This is a genomic window from Aeribacillus sp. FSL K6-1121, assembly GCF_038003725.1.
GTDB classification, from domain to species: domain Bacteria; phylum Bacillota; class Bacilli; order Bacillales; family Aeribacillaceae; genus Aeribacillus; species Aeribacillus composti.
Window position 1 is genome coordinate 937,653 of record NZ_JBBOPS010000001.1, and the last position, 20,323, is coordinate 957,975.

Consider the following 20,323-nt stretch of genomic DNA (forward strand, 5'->3'; position numbering starts at 1 on the left):
TGTGCTGCCATGGAAATGAATCAATATTTGGACATTTTTATTGAAGAAAGTAAAGAACATTTGCAGTCGTGCAACGAAAAGCTTTTGGAGCTTGAACAAAATCCGGATGATTTAGGAATTGTGAACGAAATTTTTCGCTCCGCCCATACATTAAAAGGAATGGGCGCAACGATGGGGTTTGAAGATTTAGCCGATTTAACACATAAAATAGAAAATGTGTTTGACGCCATTCGCAATCAAAAATTAGAAGTAACGCCTGAAATTTTGGATGTCCTTTTTGAAGCATTGGAGAATTTGGAGGAAATTGTTTTATCGATTGCGGATGGAGGAGACGGCAAAAAAGATGTTTCGGCCATTGTGAAAAAACTGCAAGCGATTGAAAGCGGAGAACAAATTGAAGATGAGACAGCTGAAAATGAAACATCAAGAGAACAAGTGCAGGATGTGAAAAAACTGAAGTTTGATGAATATGACAGGACGGTCATTCTTCAATCAATTGAACAAGGATTTCAAGTATACGAAATCAACATTCGGCTTCGAGAAGACTGCATCTTAAAAGCAGCGAGAGCATTTATGGTTTTTGAATTGCTTGAGAAGCACGGGGAAGTGGTCAAATCATCGCCTTCTGTTGATTTACTCGAAGAAGAAAAGTTTGACAACAATTTTTCGGTTGCCTACATTACGAAGGAAGATAAGGACTTTATCCGGAACAGCCTATTGAAAATTTCAGAGGTTGAAGAAGTACTAGTTGAAAAAGTGAATGTAGAAAAGCCAAGTACTGAAAGAGTACAGCAGTCTGTTTCCAGCATACAATCTAATGCCAGCCAACAAACTGCTGCTAGCAAACAAACTACTGTTTCCAGCAAGCAAAGCCGTCAGCAGAAGGACAGTAGTTCGAAAGACACTAGCCAAAAACAGAAGAAAAACCAGCAAAAGACGATCCGCGTCAACATCGAGCGCCTCGATATTTTAATGAACTTGTTTGAAGAATTAGTCATCGACAAAGGGCGTTTAGAGCAAATATCAAAAGAATTAAATCACTCGGAGCTGAAAGAAACGGTTGAGAAAATGTCCAGAGTTTCAGCTGATTTGCAAAACATTATTTTAAATATGCGCATGATCCCAATCGAAACCGTTTTTAACCGCTTCCCGAGAATGGTGAGAAATCTCGCCCGCGATTTAAATAAAAAAATCAATTTAGTTGTCACTGGCGCAGAAACCGAATTGGATCGGACCGTCATTGATGAAATTGGCGATCCGCTTGTGCATCTAATCCGAAATGCGATCGACCATGGGATTGAAACGCCTGAAACCCGCCTGAAATATGGCAAAAAAGAAGAAGGAACGCTGCGGCTCAGCGCATATCACAGCGGAAATCATGTCTTTATCGAAATCGAAGACGACGGTGCAGGAATCAATCAGAAAAAGGTATTGCAAAAAGCTATTGAGCGGGGAATCGTTACAAAAGAGGCAAGCGAAACATTAACGGAAAAACAAATTCATGAACTCATTTTCGCATCAGGCTTTTCAACGGCTGAAAAAATTTCAGATGTCTCTGGACGGGGTGTAGGGCTTGATGTAGTGAAAAATACAATCGAATCGCTCGGAGGAAGCATCACCATCGAGTCGGAAGAAGGAAAAGGATCTTTATTCTCGATCCAGCTCCCGCTGACATTAACGATTATTTCCGCCATGCTCATTGAAGTTGGAAATGAAAAATACGGTATTCCGATTTCGTCTATCATTGAATCCCTTGTTATTAAAAAAGAAGATATTTTACAGACACATCAAAACAAGGTGATTGATTATCGCGGAAAAATTGTACCTCTAGTGTTTTTAAAAGAAATTTTTGAAGTGGACGCCGAGGATGACCAAGATTATGTTTCAATCGTCGTTGTCAAAAAAGGAGATAAAATGGCTGGTTTAGTTGTCGATTCCTTCATCGGTCAGCAAGAGATTGTTTTGAAATCGTTAGGACAATATTTGACAAATGTATTCGCCATCTCAGGTGCCACAATTTTAGGAGACGGTCAAGTTGCATTGATCGTTGATTGTAATGCATTAATCCAGTAATGCTTGATGGAAGGGGAAGATGAGAATGGCAAATAGTGTATTTAATGAACAGAAGGTCATAGTTTTTCAGCTGCAAGACAAAGAATACGGGGTTTTTGTACAAAATGTGAAATCGATTGAAAAAGTTGACCATATCACCCGCGTTCCGAAAACAGCTGACTATATAAAAGGAGTCATCAATTTGCGCGGTGTTGTCACTCCGATCATAGATTTAAGAAAAAGATTGAATATGCCGGAAAAAGAAATAACAGATCAGACGAGAGTGATTATAGCTGTTCAAAATGAAATGGAAGTTGGATTGATTGTTGATTCTGCCAATGATGTCGTCGATATATCTGAAGACAGTATTGAACCTGCTCCAAGCGTCATCGAACAAGTAGAAACCGAGTTTATAAAAGGAATTACAAAATTGGATAAACGGCTGATTATGCTCCTTGACCTTGAAAAAGTGCTGAGCAAAGAAAATCAGAGGGTAATAGAGCATGAGCAAGTTGTTTGATTTATCAAACAAAAGGATCGATATATTAAAGGAAATTGCCAATATCGGAGCGGGAAATGCCGCAACGAGTCTGTCCCAACTTCTTAGTAAAAAAATTGAAATGAAAGTTCCGAACGTTTATGTCGCCTCTTTTAACGATGTGATGGATTTAGCAGGCGGTGCGGAAACAGAGGTTACGGCTGTATACATCCGCATTCAAGAGGATATAACTGGATCGATGTTTTTCATTTTGCCGATCCCGCAGGCTAAAAAATATGCAAAAGCATTAATGAATGATTATGTTCTTCAGGATGCTTCAACTATGAAAGAAATGGAATGCTCTGTTTTGCAGGAGCTCGGCAACATCCTGATTGGATCCTATTTATCTGTTTTATCGAACATGACCAATTTGATGGTTAATCCGTCCGTTCCTGCCATCCAATGTGATATGTTCGGCGCGATTATCAGTCATGCTCTGATCGAGCTTTCGCTTGAAAGTGATGAAGCACTTGTCATCGATGCTGTTATAAAAGAAGAAGGGCATCAAGATTCCGAATTAATAAGAGGGCATATTTTCTTTCTGCCCGACTCACAGTCATATAAAAAAATTTTTGACATATTAGAGGTTTAGTGAAATGGGGCATTTTGAAAATGTTGTAAAAGTCGGTATTTCGGAAATGAATGTTGTGAAAGCTCCGTGGAAAATTCGAACAACTGGATTAGGATCTTGCGTCGGACTCGTCATCTATGATGATGTAAATAAATTGGCAGGACTTGCTCATATAATGCTGCCTGATTCTTCGCTTTCAAACAAGGAGCCTTTAAATTGTGCAAAATATGCGGATACGGCTGTAACAGAATTAATTCGTCTTTTAAAAAACTATGGAGGAAACATCATGTTTTTTAAAGCGAAAATAGCTGGAGGAGCTGAAATGTTTCCGCATCGGCCATCTTCCAAAATCATGCGAATAGGTCCGAGAAATGTTGAAGCGGTCAAACAGCATTTGTTGAGCAGTAATATCCCTATCGTTAGCGAAGATGTTGGCGGTAAAAATGGAAGAACCATTGAATTTGATACGAATTCATTCATTTTGACGATTCGCACCGTCAATCTTGGAGTGAAGCAAATATAGCCGGAGATTGACATTTTAGAAGGAGGAAAAAGGCAATGGTCCAATCGATGACACTGAATGATGAAAGGGTGTACTGGGACAAGTGGTTTCGTCACCGTGATCAAGATGCGGGCAACATGCTCGTCAAAAAATATATGCCGCTTGTCCGCTATCATGTCAGTCGTATTTCAGTGGGTCTTCCAAAAAATGTCGATAAAGATGATTTAATAAGTTTTGGATTGATGGGATTATATGATGCACTGGAAAAATTTGACCCTACACGGGATTTAAAATTCGATACGTATGCATCCTTCCGCATACGCGGAGCCATTCTTGACGGGCTAAGGAAAGAAGATTGGCTTCCAAGAAGTTTTCGGGAAAAAGCAAAAAAAGTGGAAGCAGCCATTGAGCGGTTGGAGCAAAAATATCATCGCAATGTGACGCCTAATGAAGTTGCAGAAGAGTTGGGTATGACACCCGAAGAAGTCGTTCATGTCGTCAATGAAAACTTTTTTGCCAATGTCTTGTCAATTGATGAACAATTGCATGACCAAGAAGAAGGGGAACAGATGAACATTGTCCTTAAGGATGATAAAACATTAACTCCGGAAGAGCATCTGTTAAAAGAGGAATTATTTGAGCATTTAACAAAATTGATCTCACAATTAAACGATAAGGAGCAGCTCGTATTAAGCTTGTTTTATAAAGAAGAGCTGACATTAACAGAGATAGGAAACGTGCTGAATTTGTCCACTTCGAGAATTTCGCAAATTCATTCGAAAGCATTATATAAATTAAAAGGAACGCTCGTTAAGCTTTTATCTTAAAAAGAATACAATTAAATGAGGTTGAAACATGGCGGTATTTCTTTTACTGAGCTTTGTTTTGCACATCGTTTCGTTTTACTTTATCATTCTCCTTTATACACGCTATCAAAATGTAAAAAAAATAGAAGAAAAGCAGGAACAATTATTAAAAGAAGCAGAAGATTCGCTCGCGATGTTTTTATTGGAATTAAAAGAAGAAAACAAACAATTTCTTGAACAGCTCGAGCAAAACAGCGCCAAGCCCGGTTCTTTTGATCTCGAAAAATTAGTTACGCAGCTGGAAGACAAGGTGGAAGTGAGCACAATCCAGAAAGACACGAGCGCGGATGTAGAGCCTATCGACAAGGATGCAGAGCTTATAGAAGAGCCTAAAGATAAAAGAAAAAATTTGCATAAACAAGTATTCCAATTATTAGAGAAAGGATATACTATAGACGAAATTGCACAAACATTACATGTCGGCAAAACAGAAATTGAACTCGTCATGAAATTTCAACAAAACGATTGAATTCTTTCTTGATTGCCAAACTTCCATATGTTATATTTGTTTTTGGTGCTAATACACACGTCTGTTGATTTAAGCATCGGTGCTGTTTTGTGCAGTCATGCTTAAAAATGAAGCGGGCGGAGGATGAAAAACCATTAGGAGGAATGAAAATGTCAGTTATTTCAATGAAACAATTATTAGAAGCTGGTGTTCATTTCGGTCATCAAACACGCCGTTGGAATCCGAAAATGAAACGCTATATTTTCACTGAACGGAACGGAATTTACATCATTGACCTTCAAAAAACAGTAAAAAAAGTTGAGGAAGCGTATCAATTTGCAAGAGAGTTAGCTGCAAATGGAGGCAACATTTTATTCGTTGGTACGAAGAAGCAGGCGCAGGAATCTGTTAAAGAAGAAGCAGAACGTGCAGGAATGTTTTACGTCAATCAGCGCTGGCTGGGAGGAACATTAACGAACTTTGCTACAATTCAAAAACGAATTGCTCGTTTAAAAGAAATTGAAAAAATGCAAGAAGACGGCACATTTGATGTATTGCCGAAAAAAGAAGTAGTTCGTTTGAAAAAAGAATTGGAACGCCTTGAGAAATTTTTAGGCGGCATTAAGGAAATGAAACAGCTGCCTGATGCTGTTTATATTATCGATCCTCGCAAAGAGCGCATCGCTGTATCGGAAGCTCGCAAATTAAATATTCCGATTATCGGCATCGTTGACACAAACTGCGATCCAGATGAGATCGATTATGTAATCCCTGCAAATGATGATGCAATCCGCGCCGTCAAATTGTTAACTTCCAAAATAGCAGATGCTGTTTTAGAAGGCAAACAAGGCGAAGAAACTACAACTGCCTAAATGACAAAAGGTGATAAGAGGGGATTTTAGCCTTTTATCACCTTTTTTAAGCATACGAATTGAAGGAGGAACTTTTATGGCAATTACTGCTCAAATGGTAAAAGAGCTTCGGGAAAAAACCGGTGCAGGCATGATGGACTGCAAAAAGGCATTGACTGAAACAAATGGTGATATGGACAAAGCAATAGATTATCTTCGTGAAAAAGGCATAGCGAAAGCTGCGAAAAAAGCTGACCGAATCGCTGCAGAAGGCTTGACATTGATCAAAACTGACGGCAATACAGCTGTTATTTTGGAAGTGAATTCCGAAACAGACTTCGTTGCCAAAAATGATTCTTTTAAACAATTAATTGAAGATTTGGCTAAACACTTGCTGGCAAGCAAACCAGCTGATTTAAAAGACGCATTGGCTTCCAAAATGGAAAACGGTTCAACAGTGGAAGAATACATCCATGCTGCTATTGCTAAAATTGGCGAAAACATTACATTACGCCGTTTTGAAGTTGTCGAGAAAAATGATCAAGATGTCTTCGGCGCTTACTTGCACATGGGCGGACGCATTGCAGTATTAACGGTGCTTGAAGGCACAAATGATGAATCTGCTGCAAAAGATGTAGCAATGCATATCGCAGCGGTTAATCCGCGTTATATTTCTCGTGAAGATGTTCCTCAGGCTGAAGTGGAGCACGAACGCGAAGTTCTTAAAAAACAAGCTCTTCAAGAAGGAAAACCTGCAAACATTGTAGAAAAAATGGTTGAAGGCCGCCTCGGCAAATTTTTTGAGGAAATTTGCCTTTTAGAGCAAAATTTTGTAAAAAATCCTGATCAAAAAGTACGCGATTTCGTCAAAGCACAAAACGCAAACGTAAAAGCGTTTGTTCGCTATGAAGTTGGAGAAGGAATTGAAAAGCGTCAAGAAAATTTTGCTGAAGAAGTTATGAATCAAATTAAGAAATAAAAGTCATGAAAACGTTAAGAAGGGAACACAAGCGAGTGTTCCCTCTTTTTGAAAACCCTTTGTTTCAACTTTTCTATATATAGCGTCAAGAAATAGCTTGGAGGTTAATATGAGTACGCCAAAATATCATCGTATCGTGCTGAAATTAAGTGGAGAGGCGCTTGCTGGAGCTCAAGGCTTTGGAATTAATCCTTCCGTCATACAGTCAATTGCCAGACAAGTAAAGGAAATTGCTGAAATGGGTGTAGAAGTCGCAGTAGTTGTTGGCGGCGGAAACATTTGGAGAGGCAAAATCGGCAGCGAGATGGGGATGGATCGGGCAACAGCAGACTATATGGGAATGCTGGCGACTGTTATGAATTCTTTAGCTTTACAAGATAGTTTGGAAGGACTCGGCATTCCTACCCGAGTGCAAACTTCAATTGAAATGCGACAAGTCGCAGAACCGTACATAAGAAGAAAAGCCATTCGCCATTTGGAGAAGAAAAGAGTAGTCATTTTCGCAGCAGGAACAGGAAATCCTTATTTCTCAACAGACACAACGGCTGCGTTAAGAGCCGCTGAAATCGAAGCAGATGTCATTTTAATGGCGAAAAATAATGTAGATGGTGTATATAGCGCAGATCCAAAAAAGGACGCCTCAGCGGTAAAATATGATGAGTTATCTTATTTAGATTTATTAAAAGACGGGTTGGCTGTCATGGATTCAACAGCTTCTTCATTATGCATGGACAATAATATTCCTTTAATTGTTTTCTCGATTATGGAAGAAGGCAACATTAAACGTGCTGTTTTAGGAGAAAATATTGGAACAATTGTAAGGGGGAAATAAACATGTCTAAACAAGTTCTTTCACAAGCGAAAGAAAAAATGGAAAAAGCTTTATCAGCTTTCAAACGTGAATTAGCAGGTGTTCGTGCAGGCCGGGCAAACGCGTCTTTGCTTGATAAAATTCAGGTCGACTATTACGGAGTTCCAACTCCTGTAAATCAATTGGCATCGATTTCCACGCCAGAAGCACGTTTGCTTGTTGTTCAGCCTTATGACAAATCGACAATCGGTGAGGTTGAAAAAGCGATTTTAAAATCTGATCTTGGATTAACGCCGACATCGGACGGATCCGTCATCCGCATTGCCATTCCTCCATTGACGGAAGAGCGAAGAAAAGAACTGACAAAAGTAGTTCGCAAATATTCAGAGGATGCAAAAGTTGCTGTGCGAAACATTCGCAGAGATGCAAATGATGAATTAAAAAAATTAGAAAAAGCGGGCGACATTACAGAAGATGAACTGCGCGGTTTTCAAGATGATGTACAAAAACTGACGGATGAATACATTAAAAAAATTGATTCCGCAACAAAAGAAAAAGAAAAAGAAATCATGGAAGTTTAAACAAAATGAATGTACAATAGAAATGTGCTAAAAACCCTCTTTTCTCACAGGGGGTTTTTTTGTTCAAGAGGATTTGCTACATTTTTTAATGTCATATTATTCTCGGTGGAGGATTCTTATGTTTAATTTTCCTTATAAAAAAAAGAGCAGCAAAGGTTCCAAAAACTTGGTGGCGAAAGAAAACATTTTAGTAAATGAAATACCGGAACATGTGGCCATCATCATGGACGGAAACGGAAGATGGGCGAAAAAAAGATCGCTGCCTAGGATGGCCGGCCATCGGGAAGGAATGAAAGTAGTTAAAAAAATTACGAAATTAGCGAGCGATATCGGCATCAAAGTTTTGACCTTATATGCGTTTTCAACAGAAAATTGGAAAAGGCCAAAAGATGAGGTTAATTATTTAATGCGCCTTCCGGTCGAATTTTTATCGACTTTTTTGCCGGAATTAATACAGGAAAACGTGCAAGTTCGGGTTATCGGCGATCAATCTATGCTCCCCGATTATACGGTAAATGCTGTGAAGAAAGCTGTGAATGAAACGAAGCAAAACACCGGGCTGATTTTAAATTTTGCGTTGAACTATGGCAGCAGAACAGAAATTGTTGAAGCAGTAAAAAAAATATTAAGAGACCGCGAAGATGGAAAACTACATATAGATGACATAGATGAACAATTGTTTTCCAACTATTTAATGACGAAAAAGCTCAAAGATCCTGACCTGTTAATTCGGACAAGCGGAGAAATTCGGCTAAGCAACTTTATGCTCTGGCAGCTGGCTTATACTGAATTTTGGTTTACGGATGTGCTCTGGCCGGATTTTAATGAACACCATTTTTTGGAGGCAATCCGCGAATATCAGCAGAGAATCCGCAGATTCGGCGGCGTATAGAAGGAGCTAAAAAAAATGAAAACACGAATCATTACAGCAATTTGTGCTTTAGCCTTATTTGTACCAATTGTCATTATTGGCGGACTTCCGCTGACAATTGCTATTTATGTGCTCGCATCAGTTGGATTGTTTGAATTATTTAGAATGAAACGATTTCATTTATTTTCATTTCCAGTTTTGTTCAGCTTTATCCTTTTATGGATTTTAATTTTCCCAAACCGTTATATTGATTTGCTTCATCAAATACATATAAGTAAAACTGGCTTTCTTTTTTTTGGCGCGATCCTGTTATTGATCTATACAGTGTTTTCAAAAAACCAATTTTCTTTTGATGACGTTGGATTTGCGCTCATTGCGATCATATATGTGGGAGTCGGATTTTATTTTTTTATTGAAATGAGAGTGTTAGGTCTAGACAAGCTTTTGTTTGCTCTGCTAACGATTTGGGCGACTGATTCAGGCGCTTACTTTATCGGCCGAGCCTTCGGAAAGAAAAAACTATCAGCTGAAATCAGCCCTAATAAAACAGTCGAAGGATTTTTCGGAGGGATTTTCTCGGCAATTTTGGTTGGATTAATTTTCCACTATTTTGCAAATTTTTTACCGACATATGTTCAAACCGTTTTTGTGTCCGTCATTGTTTCTATTGTTGGACAAATGGGGGATTTAGTACAGTCCGCTTTTAAACGCCATTACGGCACAAAGGATTCCGGAACGATTTTTCCAGGCCACGGGGGAGTTCTTGACCGTTTTGACAGCTTGATTTTTATTATGCCGATTTTATATTTCTTCATCCAATTGATCAGTAGACAAGGGGTGACAATGTGAAAAAAATTATTTTGCTGGGTGCGACAGGATCTATTGGGCAGCAAACTCTCGATGTGATTCGAGCAAATCCGGATTCATTCAGGCTAGTTGCGATGTCATTTGGAGAAAATATCGAACTTGGATTGAAGGCTGTTCATGAATTTAAACCAGAGCTTGTTGCTGTCAAAAATCGTGAAATTTATGATCAAATTCGTTTGAACATCCCTTCTAACTGTCAGCTTACATACGGACATGACGGGCTGTGTGAAACGGCTGTTTATCATAAAGGCGAGATAGTAGTGAATGCGGTCATTGGGAGCGTCGGGCTTATTCCAACACTAAAAGCGATCGAAGCGAAAAAAACGGTCGCTTTAGCGAATAAGGAAACACTTGTTACAGCTGGACAAATTGTGACCGACTATGCTCGAAAACACAATGTGCAAATTCTTCCTGTGGACAGTGAACATTCCGCGATTTTCCAATGCTTGAACGGGGAAAAAAAGGAAAGCGTCGAACGGCTTATTTTAACGGCTTCAGGAGGAAGCTTTCGGGATAAATCGCGAAATGAATTAAAGCATGTTACAGTTAAGGAAGCGTTAAACCATCCGAACTGGTCAATGGGCGCAAAAATAACGATCGATTCTGCGACGATGATGAACAAAGGGCTTGAAGTCATTGAAGCACATTGGCTGTTTTCTGTTTCATACGACCAAATTGATGTGCTGCTGCATAAAGAAAGCGTCATTCACTCGATGGTCGAATTTCATGATGGCAGCATCATAGCGCAGCTTGGAACTCCTGATATGAAAATACCGATTCAATATGCGCTTACATATCCAAATAGAATTCCTTCTTATGAAAGCGAAAGATTGGATTTAACAAAATATGGACAGCTTCATTTTGAAAAAATTGATTTTGATCGATACCGTTGCTTAAAATTTGCTTTTGATTCGGGTAAAATAGGAGGTACAATGCCTGCTGTTTTAAACGCAGCGAACGAAGTGGCAGTCAATGCTTTTTTGGAAGATAAAATTCCGTTTTTAAAGATAGAAGAACTTGTGGAAAGGGCATTAGAAGAACATGCTCCGCTTTTCAATCCGACCTTGGAGGATATACAAGAAGCGGATGGAAGGACAAGACAGTTTGTTCAATCTTTAATTAATTAGAGGTGGTTAAATAAGTGAACACGGTGATCGCATTTGTCGTTATTTTTGGCGTATTGGTGTTTTTCCACGAATTAGGGCACTTAGTTATGGCGAAAAGGGCAGGCATTTTATGCCGTGAATTTGCAATCGGCTTTGGGCCGAAAATTTTGTCGTTTAAACGAAAAGAAACGGTCTATACGATCAGGCTTTTGCCTATCGGCGGCTTCGTGCGCATGGCGGGGGAAGACCCGGAGATGATTGAGGTCAAACCTGGCTATCAGGTTGGACTATTGTTTAATCAGAAAGGACAAGTTGAAAAAATTATTTTAAACAGAAAAGAAAAGTATCCTAATGCAAAAGTGATTGAAGTTGAACAAGCAGATTTGGAACATGGAATGTTTATCACAGGCTATGAAGATGGAGAAGACAGCGGTCTAAAAAGGTTTGAAGTAAGCGAAACATCCTTTTATGTAGTTGACGGTGAAGAAATTCAAATTGCACCTTATAACAGGCAATTTGCTTCAAAAACGCTCGTTCAAAGAACGCTCGCCATTGCTGCCGGACCTTTTATGAATTTTCTATTAGGGTTTTTAGTTTTGTTTTACCTCGGCTTAAGCCAAGGAGTGCCCGTGAATGAACCGGTTTTAGGAGAAATCGTCCCTGACAGCGCGGCTGAACAAGCAGGATTACGGGAAGGCGATGTTGTAAAAGAAATAGAAGGAACGCCGATGAATTCGTGGAAAGATGTCGTTGAAATGATCAGAGCAAATCCGGAGAATGAGCTTCTTTTTTCAATTGAACGTTCCGGAGAAGAATTGGAAATGACGGTAACGCCGGATTCTGTGAAATCCGAAAACAAAACGATCGGCCAAATAGGAGTTTATTCCCCGGTTGAAAAAACATTTTTCGGTTCTTTGAAATATGGCTTAGTTGAGACCTATACATGGTCGAAAGAAATAATATTTGCGGTTGGGAAGCTGATAACCGGACAATTTTCAATTGATATGCTCTCTGGACCTGTCGGCATATATGATATGACAGGAAAAGTTGCAGAAACAGGCTTGACAAGCCTATTAAGCTGGACGGCTCTCTTAAGCATTAACCTTGGCATTATGAACTTGCTTCCAATTCCAGCTCTAGATGGAGGACGCTTATTGTTTTTTGCCATTGAAGCGGTCCGGGGAAAACCGATTGATCGACAAAAAGAAGGGATCGTCCACTTTATCGGATTTGCACTTCTAATGCTGTTAATGCTCGTTGTGACATGGAATGACATCCAAAAGTTTTTCCTTTAAAAAATAATATAGAAATCAAATTCGAGGTGCTTTAAATGAAACAGAGTCAGTCATTTATACCCACAATGAGAGAAAATCCAGCAGATGCGGAAGTTAAAAGCCACCAGCTGCTGTTGCGTGCCGGATACATTCGGCAGACAGCTAGCGGTGTTTATTCGTATCTGCCTCTTGCTCATAGAGTGTTAACCAAAATTGAAAATATTATCAGAGAGGAAATGAACCGGATCGGAGCGGTGGAGCTGCTAATGCCGGCTTTGCAGCAAGCAGAACTTTGGCAGGAGTCTGGCCGCTGGTATTCATACGGATCAGAATTAATGAGATTGAAAGACCGTCATGAGCGTGATTTTGCTTTAGGTCCGACTCATGAAGAAGTTATAACAAGTTTGGTAAAAGATGAGATCAAATCTTATAAACGTCTGCCGCTCACCCTTTATCAAATTCAAACGAAGTTCCGGGATGAAAAGCGTCCGCGGTTCGGTCTTTTGCGGGGACGAGAGTTCATTATGAAAGATGCTTACTCTTTTCATGCTACACAGGAAAGCTTAGATGAAGTGTACGAACAGGTACGAGAAGCATACAGCCGCATCTTTACTCGATGTGGGTTGAACTTTCGCGCAGTCATCGCTGATTCGGGAGCAATGGGCGGTAAAGATACTCATGAATTTATGGTGCTTTCGGAAATCGGAGAAGATACGATCGCATATTCTGATTCGTCCGATTATGCAGCAAATATTGAAATGGCTCCGGTAGTTGCATCTTATGAAAAGGTTGACGAACCGCTCATAGAGCTTGAAAAAAAAGAAACGCCAAACAAAAAATCCATTGAAGAAGTGGCGCAGTTTTTCCAAGTTCCGAAGGAAAAATTAATAAAATCCGTTTTATTTAAAGTAGATGAAAAGTTCGTTCTTGTTCTTGTCCGCGGTGATCATGAGGTCAATGACGTGAAACTGAAAAACCTTTATCAGGCATCAGTTGTTGAACTTGCTTCAGCTGAAGAAACAGAGCAGGTAATGGGAGTTTCACCCGGATTTTTAGGACCGATCGGCGCATCCGACAAAGTGGAAATTGTCGCAGATTATGCAGTTCAAGCAGTCGTAAATGGAATATGCGGGGCAAATGAAAACGATTTGCACTATATCGGAGTAAACCCTGATCGGGATTTTACCGTTACCAAGTATGAAGATATAAGATTTATTCAGGAAGGGGACCCTTCCCCGGACGGAAAGGGACGGATCAAGTTCGCGAAAGGCATTGAAGTCGGCCACGTCTTTAAGCTTGGCACAAGATACAGTGAAGCGATGAAGGCAGAATTTTTAGATGAAAAGGGAAAAACAAACCCTATCATCATGGGATGCTATGGTATCGGTGTTTCACGCTTACTGTCTGCGGTGGTCGAGCAATTTCATGATGAAAATGGAATTATTTGGCCTAATAAATTAGCTCCGTTTGAAGTCCACCTTATTCCGGTTAATATGAAAAACGAAGAACAAGTCAAGGTTGCAGAGCAAATTTATCACGATTTGCAGGCGAAAGGATACGAAGTCCTTTATGATGATCGTGCTGAACGGGCGGGTGTGAAATTTGCTGACAGTGATTTAATTGGCATTCCTGTCAGAATAACGGTCGGAAAAAGAGCTGGTGAAGGGATTGTAGAAGTGAAAGAAAGAAAAAGCGGAAATAGTATAGAAGTTTCTGTTGATCAGCTAAAAGAGCAGCTTGCCAAACTTCTCCGCTAATGAAGCTGGATGCCGCAGATGAAGCTGGCATAGGTAAAGAGTAGGGGGTCTTGCCTTTATGATAATTTGTCAAACGGGTCAAGCCCCCTATTAACTTTTTGGGAAAGAGGGGAAACCAATGGATGATAAAGACTTGCAGCAGCAAAAAGAACGGTTTCAGATTTTGCTGAAACAGCTTGAAATGACGGATGATCAAATCTACCCTTATTTCCAAAACGGAGCGATCTTAAAATTAACAGTTCATAAAAAATCTAAATTATGGGATTTCTCTTTTCGGCTTGAAAACATTCTTCCATTTCGTATCCTGCAATTGTTTGATAGAAGATTGAACAAAACATTTTCTCATTTAGCCAATGTTACGTTTCACATTACAACTGTGAAACAAGAATATGATGAACAGCTCGTTCAAGACTACTGGGAGTTTTGCCTCCAAGAAATGGAGGGGGTTTCTCCGCCGATATTATCACTGTTAAAAGAACAAATGCCGAAGCTGGAAAAGCAAAAATTAATGATTCGCACGAGAAATGAGACGGAAAATGAAAGGATCAAGAAAAAATACGGCCCCATCATCCAGCAGGCGTACGAGAAGTACGGCTTTCCAAAGCTGACTATCGACACGGTGATCGATGCATCTAACGAAGAATGGGAAAAATTTTTGGAGCAGAAGCAAAAAGAAGACGAAGAGCGGATTTTACAAGCAATGATGGAAATGAAGCAAAATGGAAAGGAAAATCAAACTCAGGAGCCTAAAAAGCAGGAAGGTCCTCTTATTATCGGATACAAAATAAAAGATGACGAAGAAATTCGCACTCTTGATAACATTTTTGATGAAGAGCGGAGAGTCGTCATTCAAGGATATGTTTTTGAGGCGGAAACAAAGGAATTAAAAAGCGGAAGAACGTTATGCACGTTTAAAATTACCGATTATACCAATTCCATTTTAGTCAAAATGTTCGGCCGCGATAAAGAAGATAATGCATTGCTTGCATCGATCAAAAAAGGAATGTGGCTGAAAGTTCGCGGAAGCATTCAAAACGATACATTTGTTCGTGATCTTGTCATGATTGCCAACGACATTAATGAAATCAACCCGAAAAAACGGCTTGATACCGCACCTGAAGGAGAGAAAAGGGTGGAATTGCACCTTCATTCGCAGATGAGCCAAATGGATGCCGTCACATCGATCACAGATCTTGTTGAACAAGCTAAAATGTGGGGCCATGAAGCGATTGCATTGACAGATCACGCAGTTGTCCAATCTTTTCCAGAGGCATATACTGCAAGCAAAAAGTTTGGCGTTAAAATGATTTACGGTCTTGAAGCAAATATTGTTGATGACGGTGTACCGATTGCTTATAACGAATCGCACAGACTTTTAAGCGAAGATACCTTTGTTGTCTTTGACGTTGAAACAACAGGGCTTTCGGCTGTATACGACACGATCATTGAACTTGCAGCGGTGAAAATAAAAAACGGGGAAATTATCGACCGATTTGAATCGTTTGCCAACCCTCACCATCCGCTTTCAGCAACAACGATAGAACTGACGGGAATTACCGATGATATGGTTCAAAATGCTCCCGACGTCGATGAAGTATTGTACAAATTTAAAGAATGGGCTGCCGACAGCATTTTAGTTGCCCACAATGCAAGCTTTGACATGGGCTTTATTAATGCAGGCTACAAAAAATATTTGCAGGTTAAAAAGGCGGACAACCCTGTCATTGATACTCTTGAACTTGCAAGATATTTATATCCTAATTTAAAAAACCACCGCCTGAATACATTGTGCAAAAAGTTTGATATAGAGCTTGTACAGCATCATAGAGCCATTTATGATGCGGAAGCAACCGGCTATTTGCTTGTAAAATTGCTGCAAGAGGTAAATGAACGAGGAATTCTTTATCATGATGAGCTGAATGAGCGGACTGGGGATTCAAAAGCGTATGAGCGGGCAAGACCGTTTCACGCGACGCTTCTTGTGCAAAATGAAACAGGGCTGAAAAATTTATTTAAGCTTGTATCTCTTTCCCATGTTCAATATTTTTATCGCGTTCCGCGCATTCCCCGTTCTGTATTGTTAAAGCATAGGGAAGGCATTTTAATTGGTTCAGGCTGCGACAAGGGAGAAATTTTTGAAGCAATGATGCAAAAAGGTCCGGAAGAAGTTGAAGAGATGGCTTCATTTTATGATTTTCTCGAAGTGCATCCACCGGAAGTATATTACCCTCTAATTGAGACGGAGCAGGTTCGAAATGAACAAGCGATCAAAGAAATCATTGCAAACATAGTCAAACTAGGGGAAAAGCTGTCGATTCCGGTTGTGGCAACAGGCAATGTCCATTATTTAAACAAGGAAGATAAAATTTACCGGAAAATCTTAATTTCTTCGCAAGGGGGAGCGAATCCTTTAAACCGCCATACATTGCCTGATGTGCATTTCCGTACAACAAATGAAATGCTGGATGCTTTTCGTTTTTTAGGCGATGAAAAAGCGAAAGAAATTGTTGTGACAAACAGCCAGTACATCGCCTCTCTCATAGGTGATGTAAAACCGATTAAAGATGATCTGTATACACCGAAAATAGACGGTGCCGAAGAAGAAATTCGGGAAATGAGCTACAATCGTGCCAAAGAAATATACGGAGACCCATTGCCGGAAATCGTTCAAGCAAGGCTTGAAAAAGAGTTGAAAAGCATTATCGGCCACGGATTTGCCGTCATTTATTTGATATCTCACAAACTAGTAAAAAAATCTTTGGATGACGGGTACTTGGTCGGTTCAAGGGGATCAGTCGGCTCATCCTTTGTTGCCACGATGACGGAAATTACTGAGGTGAACCCTCTTCCGCCTCATTACGTTTGTCCAAAATGCAAGCATTCCGAATTTTTCAATGACGGCTCTGTAGGATCCGGATACGATCTTCCTGATAAAAATTGTCCGCAATGCGGAGCACCATATAAAAAGGACGGGCATGACATACCGTTTGAAACGTTTCTAGGATTTAAAGGAGACAAGGTGCCTGATATTGATTTGAATTTTTCAGGTGAATATCAGCCGAGAGCACACAATTATACGAAAGTGCTGTTTGGTGAAGATAAAGTGTACCGTGCAGGAACAATTGGCACCGTTGCCGAAAAGACAGCTTTCGGATTTGTCCGCGGCTACATGAACGATCATAATCTGCATTTCCGCAGTGCAGAAGTCGATCGGCTTGTGAAAGGATGTACGGGGGTCAAGCGGACGACAGGACAGCATCCCGGAGGAATCATCGTTGTTCCCGATTATATGGATATATATGATTTTACTCCAATTCAATATCCGGCAGATGATACAAGCGCTGATTGGAAAACGACACATTTTGATTTCCACTCCATTCACGATAACTTATTAAAGCTTGATATACTAGGGCACGATGATCCGACGGTCATCAGAATGCTTCAAGATTTAAGCGGAATCGATCCGAAGACCATTCCAACAGATGATCCGGAAGTAATGAAAATCTTTTCCTCAACCGAATCACTTGGCGTGACAGAGGAGCAGATTGGCTGTAAAACGGGCACTCTGGGGATTCCAGAGTTCGGCACGCGATTTGTCCGCCAAATGTTGGAGGAAACAAGACCGACGACATTTTCAGAGCTTGTCCAAATATCAGGATTGTCCCATGGGACAGATGTTTGGCTAGGAAACGCACAAGAACTGATTCAAAGCGGCACATGTACATTAAGTGAGGTCATTGGCTGCCGCGACGATATTATGGTTTATTTAATCTATCAAGGATTGGAGCCGTCGTTAGCCTTTAAAATTATGGAGTCGGTTCGGAAAGGAAAAGGCTTGATTCCCGAATGGGAAGAAGAGATGAAAAAGAACGGCGTTCCAGACTGGTATATTGAATCTTGCAAAAAAATCAAATATATGTTTCCAAAAGCTCACGCGACAGCTTATGTATTAATGGCTGTGCGGATTGCATATTTTAAAGTACATTTTCCTCTGCTATTCTATGCAACTTATTTTACAGTCAGAGCGGACGATTTTGACATCGAAACGATGATCAAAGGAAGCACCGCAATCAGAGCGAAAATTGAAGAGATCAGTGCAAAAGGGCTCGATGCTTCTCCAAAAGAGAAGAGCTTGCTGACCGTATTGGAGATGGCACTTGAAATGACGGAGCGTGGATTTTCATTCCAAAAAGTAGATTTATACCGCTCTCAAGCCAAAGAATTCATTATTGATGGCGACAGCCTGATACCACCGTTTAATTCGATACCAGGGCTTGGTACGAACGCGGCCATCAATATTGTCAAAGCGAGAGAAGAAGGAGAATTTTTATCCAAAGAGGATCTGCAGGAGCGGACAAAAATTTCAAAAACGATTATGGAATATCTTGAAAATCATGGCTGTTTGGCATCGCTGCCTGAGCAAAATCAGCTCTCCCTTTTCTGATTTGCGATTCAATTTGCAAACCTGATTAGGTTATGTTATATTCATTTATGGAAATGCTAAAAAAAGCCTAACGAAAGAGTGGGGAAAAAACCCACTCTTTCCTATTGGAACTAGTTTTTTATGACGATTAAATAGATGTCCCTTTCTGAAACGCTGAAATTAAGGAGGAAAATATGAGCCAATCTATAACAAATCTCGTCAAAGAACTAGCATCGCCAATTCTTGAAAATTTGCAGCTGGAACTAGTAGATATTGAATATGTAAAAGAGGGGAAAAATTGGTATTTACGGCTTTTTATTGATTCTGAAGATGGTGTCGACATTGAAGAGTGTGGTATGGTAAGCGAACGTTTGAGCGAAAAGCTGGATGAAATCGATCCGATTCCTCACAACTATTTCTTGGAGGTATCTTCTCCAGGCGCTGAACGCCCTTTAAAAACAAAGGCCGATTTTGAAAAGGCTGTCGGGAAAAATGTCGCACTCAAAACTTACGAGCCGATCAACGGGGAAAAACATTTTGAAGGGGTTTTAACGGATTTTGACGGCGAGATTGCCACACTCGAAATAAGAGTGAAAACAAAAACTAAACAAGTGGAAATTCCTTGGGGAAAAATTGCAAAAGCTAGACTTGCCGTTTCATTTAATATTTAAGTGATGAGGAGGAACATCATTTTATGAACAGCCAACTTTTAGATGCCTTGACAGTATTAGAAAAAGAAAAAGGCATTAGTAAAGATGTCATTATAGATGCGATTGAAGCTGCCCTCATTTCTGCATACAAACGCAACTTTAACCAAGCGCAAAACGTGCGTGTCGATATTAATCGCGAAACAGGTACGATGCAGGTGTTTGCGAGAAAAGAAGTGGTGGAAGAAGTAACGGATCCCCGTTTGGAAATTTCCATCCATGATGCGATGAACATCAATCCCCAATATGAAATCGGCGATGTCGTTGAAATTGAAGTGACACCGAAAGAATTTGGACGAATAGCTGCACAAACTGCGAAACAAGTCGTTACGCAGCGAGTTCGTGAAGCCGAAAGAGGAGTCATTTATTCGGAATTTATTGATCGTGAAGAAGATATCATGACCGGAATCGTCCAAAGAACTGATCCCAAATATATATACGTAAGTCTAGGGAAAATAGAGGCTCTCCTCCCACAATCGGAACAGATGCCGAATGAAAAATACGAACCTCATGACCGAATTAAAGTATTCATTACAAAAGTAGAAAAAACAACAAAAGGACCACAAATTTTTGTTTCCAGAACACACCCGGGGCTGTTGAAGCGTTTATTCGAATTGGAGGTTCCGGAAATATATGACGGGATAGTGGAAATTAAATCAGTCGCCCGGGAGGCAGGTGACAGATCAAAGATTTCGGTTCATTCCGACAATCCGGAAGTTGACCCGGTCGGATCATGCGTTGGACCAAAAGGCCAGCGTGTTCAAGCAATTGTAAACGAGTTGAATGGCGAAAAAATTGATATCGTTCGCTGGTCTAAAAATCCTGTTGAATTTGTTGCAAATGCTTTAAGTCCTTCAAAAGTTTTGGACGTTATTGTCGATGAAGAGGAAAAAGCTACAACCGTCATCGTTCCTGATTATCAATTATCCCTTGCGATTGGCAAAAGAGGGCAAAACGCTCGCCTCGCTGCCAAATTAACCGGATGGAAAATTGATATTAAAAGCGAATCGGAAGCGAGAGAGCTGAACATCTATCCTCGCGAAGAGCATGATAGTTTATTCCAATTGGACAATACGGATGATGAACACGGAGAAGAACAAGACGAATAGAGGTGGTTAC

At 40.1% G+C, this 20,323-nt stretch carries 18 protein-coding genes; all 18 read left to right on the forward strand.

Annotation, left to right across the window (positions count from 1 at the left end):
* Positions 1–9 precede the first annotated feature (9 nt).
* The 18 genes from NSQ61_RS04860 (at position 10) to nusA (ending at position 20,313) form a co-directional block, all read left to right on the forward strand.
* Positions 10–2,073, forward strand: a complete 2,064-nt coding sequence (locus NSQ61_RS04860; RefSeq protein WP_340806140.1) for a chemotaxis protein CheA — start codon at positions 10–12, stop codon at positions 2,071–2,073.
* Between the two features lie 25 nt (positions 2,074–2,098).
* Complete coding sequence (locus NSQ61_RS04865; protein ID WP_063386685.1) at positions 2,099–2,572, forward strand: chemotaxis protein CheW; 474 nt, start codon at positions 2,099–2,101, stop codon at positions 2,570–2,572.
* Positions 2,556–3,182 (forward strand): chemotaxis protein CheC, encoded by a 627-nt coding sequence (locus NSQ61_RS04870; RefSeq protein WP_340806142.1) that lies wholly within the window; start codon positions 2,556–2,558, stop codon positions 3,180–3,182. Before NSQ61_RS04865 ends, NSQ61_RS04870 begins: the two co-directional genes overlap by 17 nt.
* A 4-nt stretch (positions 3,183–3,186) precedes the next feature.
* Complete coding sequence (locus tag NSQ61_RS04875; RefSeq protein ID WP_063386687.1) at positions 3,187–3,684, forward strand: chemotaxis protein CheD; 498 nt, start codon at positions 3,187–3,189, stop codon at positions 3,682–3,684.
* Between the two features lie 35 nt (positions 3,685–3,719).
* Positions 3,720–4,490, forward strand: a complete 771-nt coding sequence (locus NSQ61_RS04880) for a FliA/WhiG family RNA polymerase sigma factor (RefSeq protein WP_063386688.1) — start codon at positions 3,720–3,722, stop codon at positions 4,488–4,490.
* A gap of 28 nt (positions 4,491–4,518) precedes the next feature.
* The gene (locus tag NSQ61_RS04885) at positions 4,519–4,998 is read left to right on the forward strand and encodes a DUF6115 domain-containing protein (protein WP_066246479.1); all 480 of its coding nucleotides are present in this window, start codon (positions 4,519–4,521) and stop codon (positions 4,996–4,998) included.
* 149 nt (positions 4,999–5,147) lie between these two features.
* Positions 5,148–5,849 carry a 30S ribosomal protein S2 gene (gene rpsB / locus NSQ61_RS04890; protein WP_063386690.1) on the forward strand — a complete coding sequence of 234 codons (702 nt, stop codon included), beginning with the start codon at positions 5,148–5,150 and terminating at the stop codon, positions 5,847–5,849.
* A gap of 76 nt (positions 5,850–5,925) precedes the next feature.
* Complete coding sequence (gene tsf / locus NSQ61_RS04895) at positions 5,926–6,807, forward strand: translation elongation factor Ts (RefSeq protein ID WP_063386691.1); 882 nt, start codon at positions 5,926–5,928, stop codon at positions 6,805–6,807.
* 109 nt (positions 6,808–6,916) lie between these two features.
* Complete coding sequence (pyrH, locus tag NSQ61_RS04900; RefSeq protein WP_063386692.1) at positions 6,917–7,639, forward strand: UMP kinase; 723 nt, start codon at positions 6,917–6,919, stop codon at positions 7,637–7,639.
* 2 nt (positions 7,640–7,641) lie between these two features.
* Positions 7,642–8,199, forward strand: a complete 558-nt coding sequence (gene frr, locus NSQ61_RS04905; RefSeq protein WP_063386693.1) for a ribosome recycling factor — start codon at positions 7,642–7,644, stop codon at positions 8,197–8,199.
* Between the two features lie 118 nt (positions 8,200–8,317).
* Positions 8,318–9,091 carry an isoprenyl transferase gene (locus tag NSQ61_RS04910; RefSeq protein ID WP_063386694.1) on the forward strand — a complete coding sequence of 258 codons (774 nt, stop codon included), beginning with the start codon at positions 8,318–8,320 and terminating at the stop codon, positions 9,089–9,091.
* A 15-nt stretch (positions 9,092–9,106) separates the two neighbouring features.
* Positions 9,107–9,919, forward strand: coding sequence for a phosphatidate cytidylyltransferase (locus NSQ61_RS04915; RefSeq protein ID WP_063386695.1), 813 nt, complete (start codon positions 9,107–9,109; stop codon positions 9,917–9,919).
* The gene (gene dxr / locus NSQ61_RS04920; protein WP_339196524.1) at positions 9,916–11,064 is read left to right on the forward strand and encodes a 1-deoxy-D-xylulose-5-phosphate reductoisomerase; all 1,149 of its coding nucleotides are present in this window, start codon (positions 9,916–9,918) and stop codon (positions 11,062–11,064) included. The genes NSQ61_RS04915 and dxr overlap by 4 nt, the downstream gene beginning before the upstream one ends.
* Positions 11,065–11,078: 14 nt before the next feature.
* On the forward strand, positions 11,079–12,338 hold the full coding sequence (rseP, locus tag NSQ61_RS04925) for an RIP metalloprotease RseP (protein ID WP_063386697.1): 1,260 nt from the start codon (positions 11,079–11,081) through the stop codon (positions 12,336–12,338).
* Positions 12,339–12,373: 35 nt separating this feature from the next.
* A complete protein-coding gene (locus NSQ61_RS04930) occupies positions 12,374–14,074 on the forward strand; it encodes a proline--tRNA ligase (RefSeq protein ID WP_063386698.1) in 1,701 nt (566 codons plus the stop codon).
* A gap of 118 nt (positions 14,075–14,192) precedes the next feature.
* A complete protein-coding gene (locus NSQ61_RS04935) occupies positions 14,193–18,518 on the forward strand; it encodes a PolC-type DNA polymerase III (protein WP_340806145.1) in 4,326 nt (1,441 codons plus the stop codon).
* Between the two features lie 173 nt (positions 18,519–18,691).
* On the forward strand, positions 18,692–19,168 hold the full coding sequence (gene rimP, locus NSQ61_RS04940; RefSeq protein WP_327856304.1) for a ribosome maturation factor RimP: 477 nt from the start codon (positions 18,692–18,694) through the stop codon (positions 19,166–19,168).
* Between the two features lie 23 nt (positions 19,169–19,191).
* Positions 19,192–20,313 carry a transcription termination factor NusA gene (gene nusA / locus NSQ61_RS04945; RefSeq protein WP_340806147.1) on the forward strand — a complete coding sequence of 374 codons (1,122 nt, stop codon included), beginning with the start codon at positions 19,192–19,194 and terminating at the stop codon, positions 20,311–20,313.
* The last annotated feature ends 10 nt before the right edge of the window (positions 20,314–20,323 follow it).

Coding starts and splice junctions, on each gene's coding strand:
- NSQ61_RS04910 (WP_063386694.1), top strand. CDS start 8,318: ATGTTTAATTTTCCTTATAAAAAAAAGAGCAGCAAAGGTTCCAAAAAC.
- NSQ61_RS04930 (WP_063386698.1), top strand. CDS start 12,374: ATGAAACAGAGTCAGTCATTTATACCCACAATGAGAGAAAATCCAGCA.
- NSQ61_RS04935 (WP_340806145.1), top strand. CDS start 14,193: ATGGATGATAAAGACTTGCAGCAGCAAAAAGAACGGTTTCAGATTTTG.
- frr (WP_063386693.1), top strand. CDS start 7,642: ATGTCTAAACAAGTTCTTTCACAAGCGAAAGAAAAAATGGAAAAAGCT.
- NSQ61_RS04915 (WP_063386695.1), top strand. CDS start 9,107: ATGAAAACACGAATCATTACAGCAATTTGTGCTTTAGCCTTATTTGTA.
- NSQ61_RS04860 (WP_340806140.1), top strand. CDS start 10: ATGGAAATGAATCAATATTTGGACATTTTTATTGAAGAAAGTAAAGAA.
- NSQ61_RS04875 (WP_063386687.1), top strand. CDS start 3,187: ATGGGGCATTTTGAAAATGTTGTAAAAGTCGGTATTTCGGAAATGAAT.
- nusA (WP_340806147.1), top strand. CDS start 19,192: ATGAACAGCCAACTTTTAGATGCCTTGACAGTATTAGAAAAAGAAAAA.
- NSQ61_RS04870 (WP_340806142.1), top strand. CDS start 2,556: ATGAGCAAGTTGTTTGATTTATCAAACAAAAGGATCGATATATTAAAG.
- rpsB (WP_063386690.1), top strand. CDS start 5,148: ATGTCAGTTATTTCAATGAAACAATTATTAGAAGCTGGTGTTCATTTC.
- NSQ61_RS04885 (WP_066246479.1), top strand. CDS start 4,519: ATGGCGGTATTTCTTTTACTGAGCTTTGTTTTGCACATCGTTTCGTTT.
- pyrH (WP_063386692.1), top strand. CDS start 6,917: ATGAGTACGCCAAAATATCATCGTATCGTGCTGAAATTAAGTGGAGAG.
- NSQ61_RS04865 (WP_063386685.1), top strand. CDS start 2,099: ATGGCAAATAGTGTATTTAATGAACAGAAGGTCATAGTTTTTCAGCTG.
- tsf (WP_063386691.1), top strand. CDS start 5,926: ATGGCAATTACTGCTCAAATGGTAAAAGAGCTTCGGGAAAAAACCGGT.
- rimP (WP_327856304.1), top strand. CDS start 18,692: ATGAGCCAATCTATAACAAATCTCGTCAAAGAACTAGCATCGCCAATT.
- NSQ61_RS04880 (WP_063386688.1), top strand. CDS start 3,720: ATGGTCCAATCGATGACACTGAATGATGAAAGGGTGTACTGGGACAAG.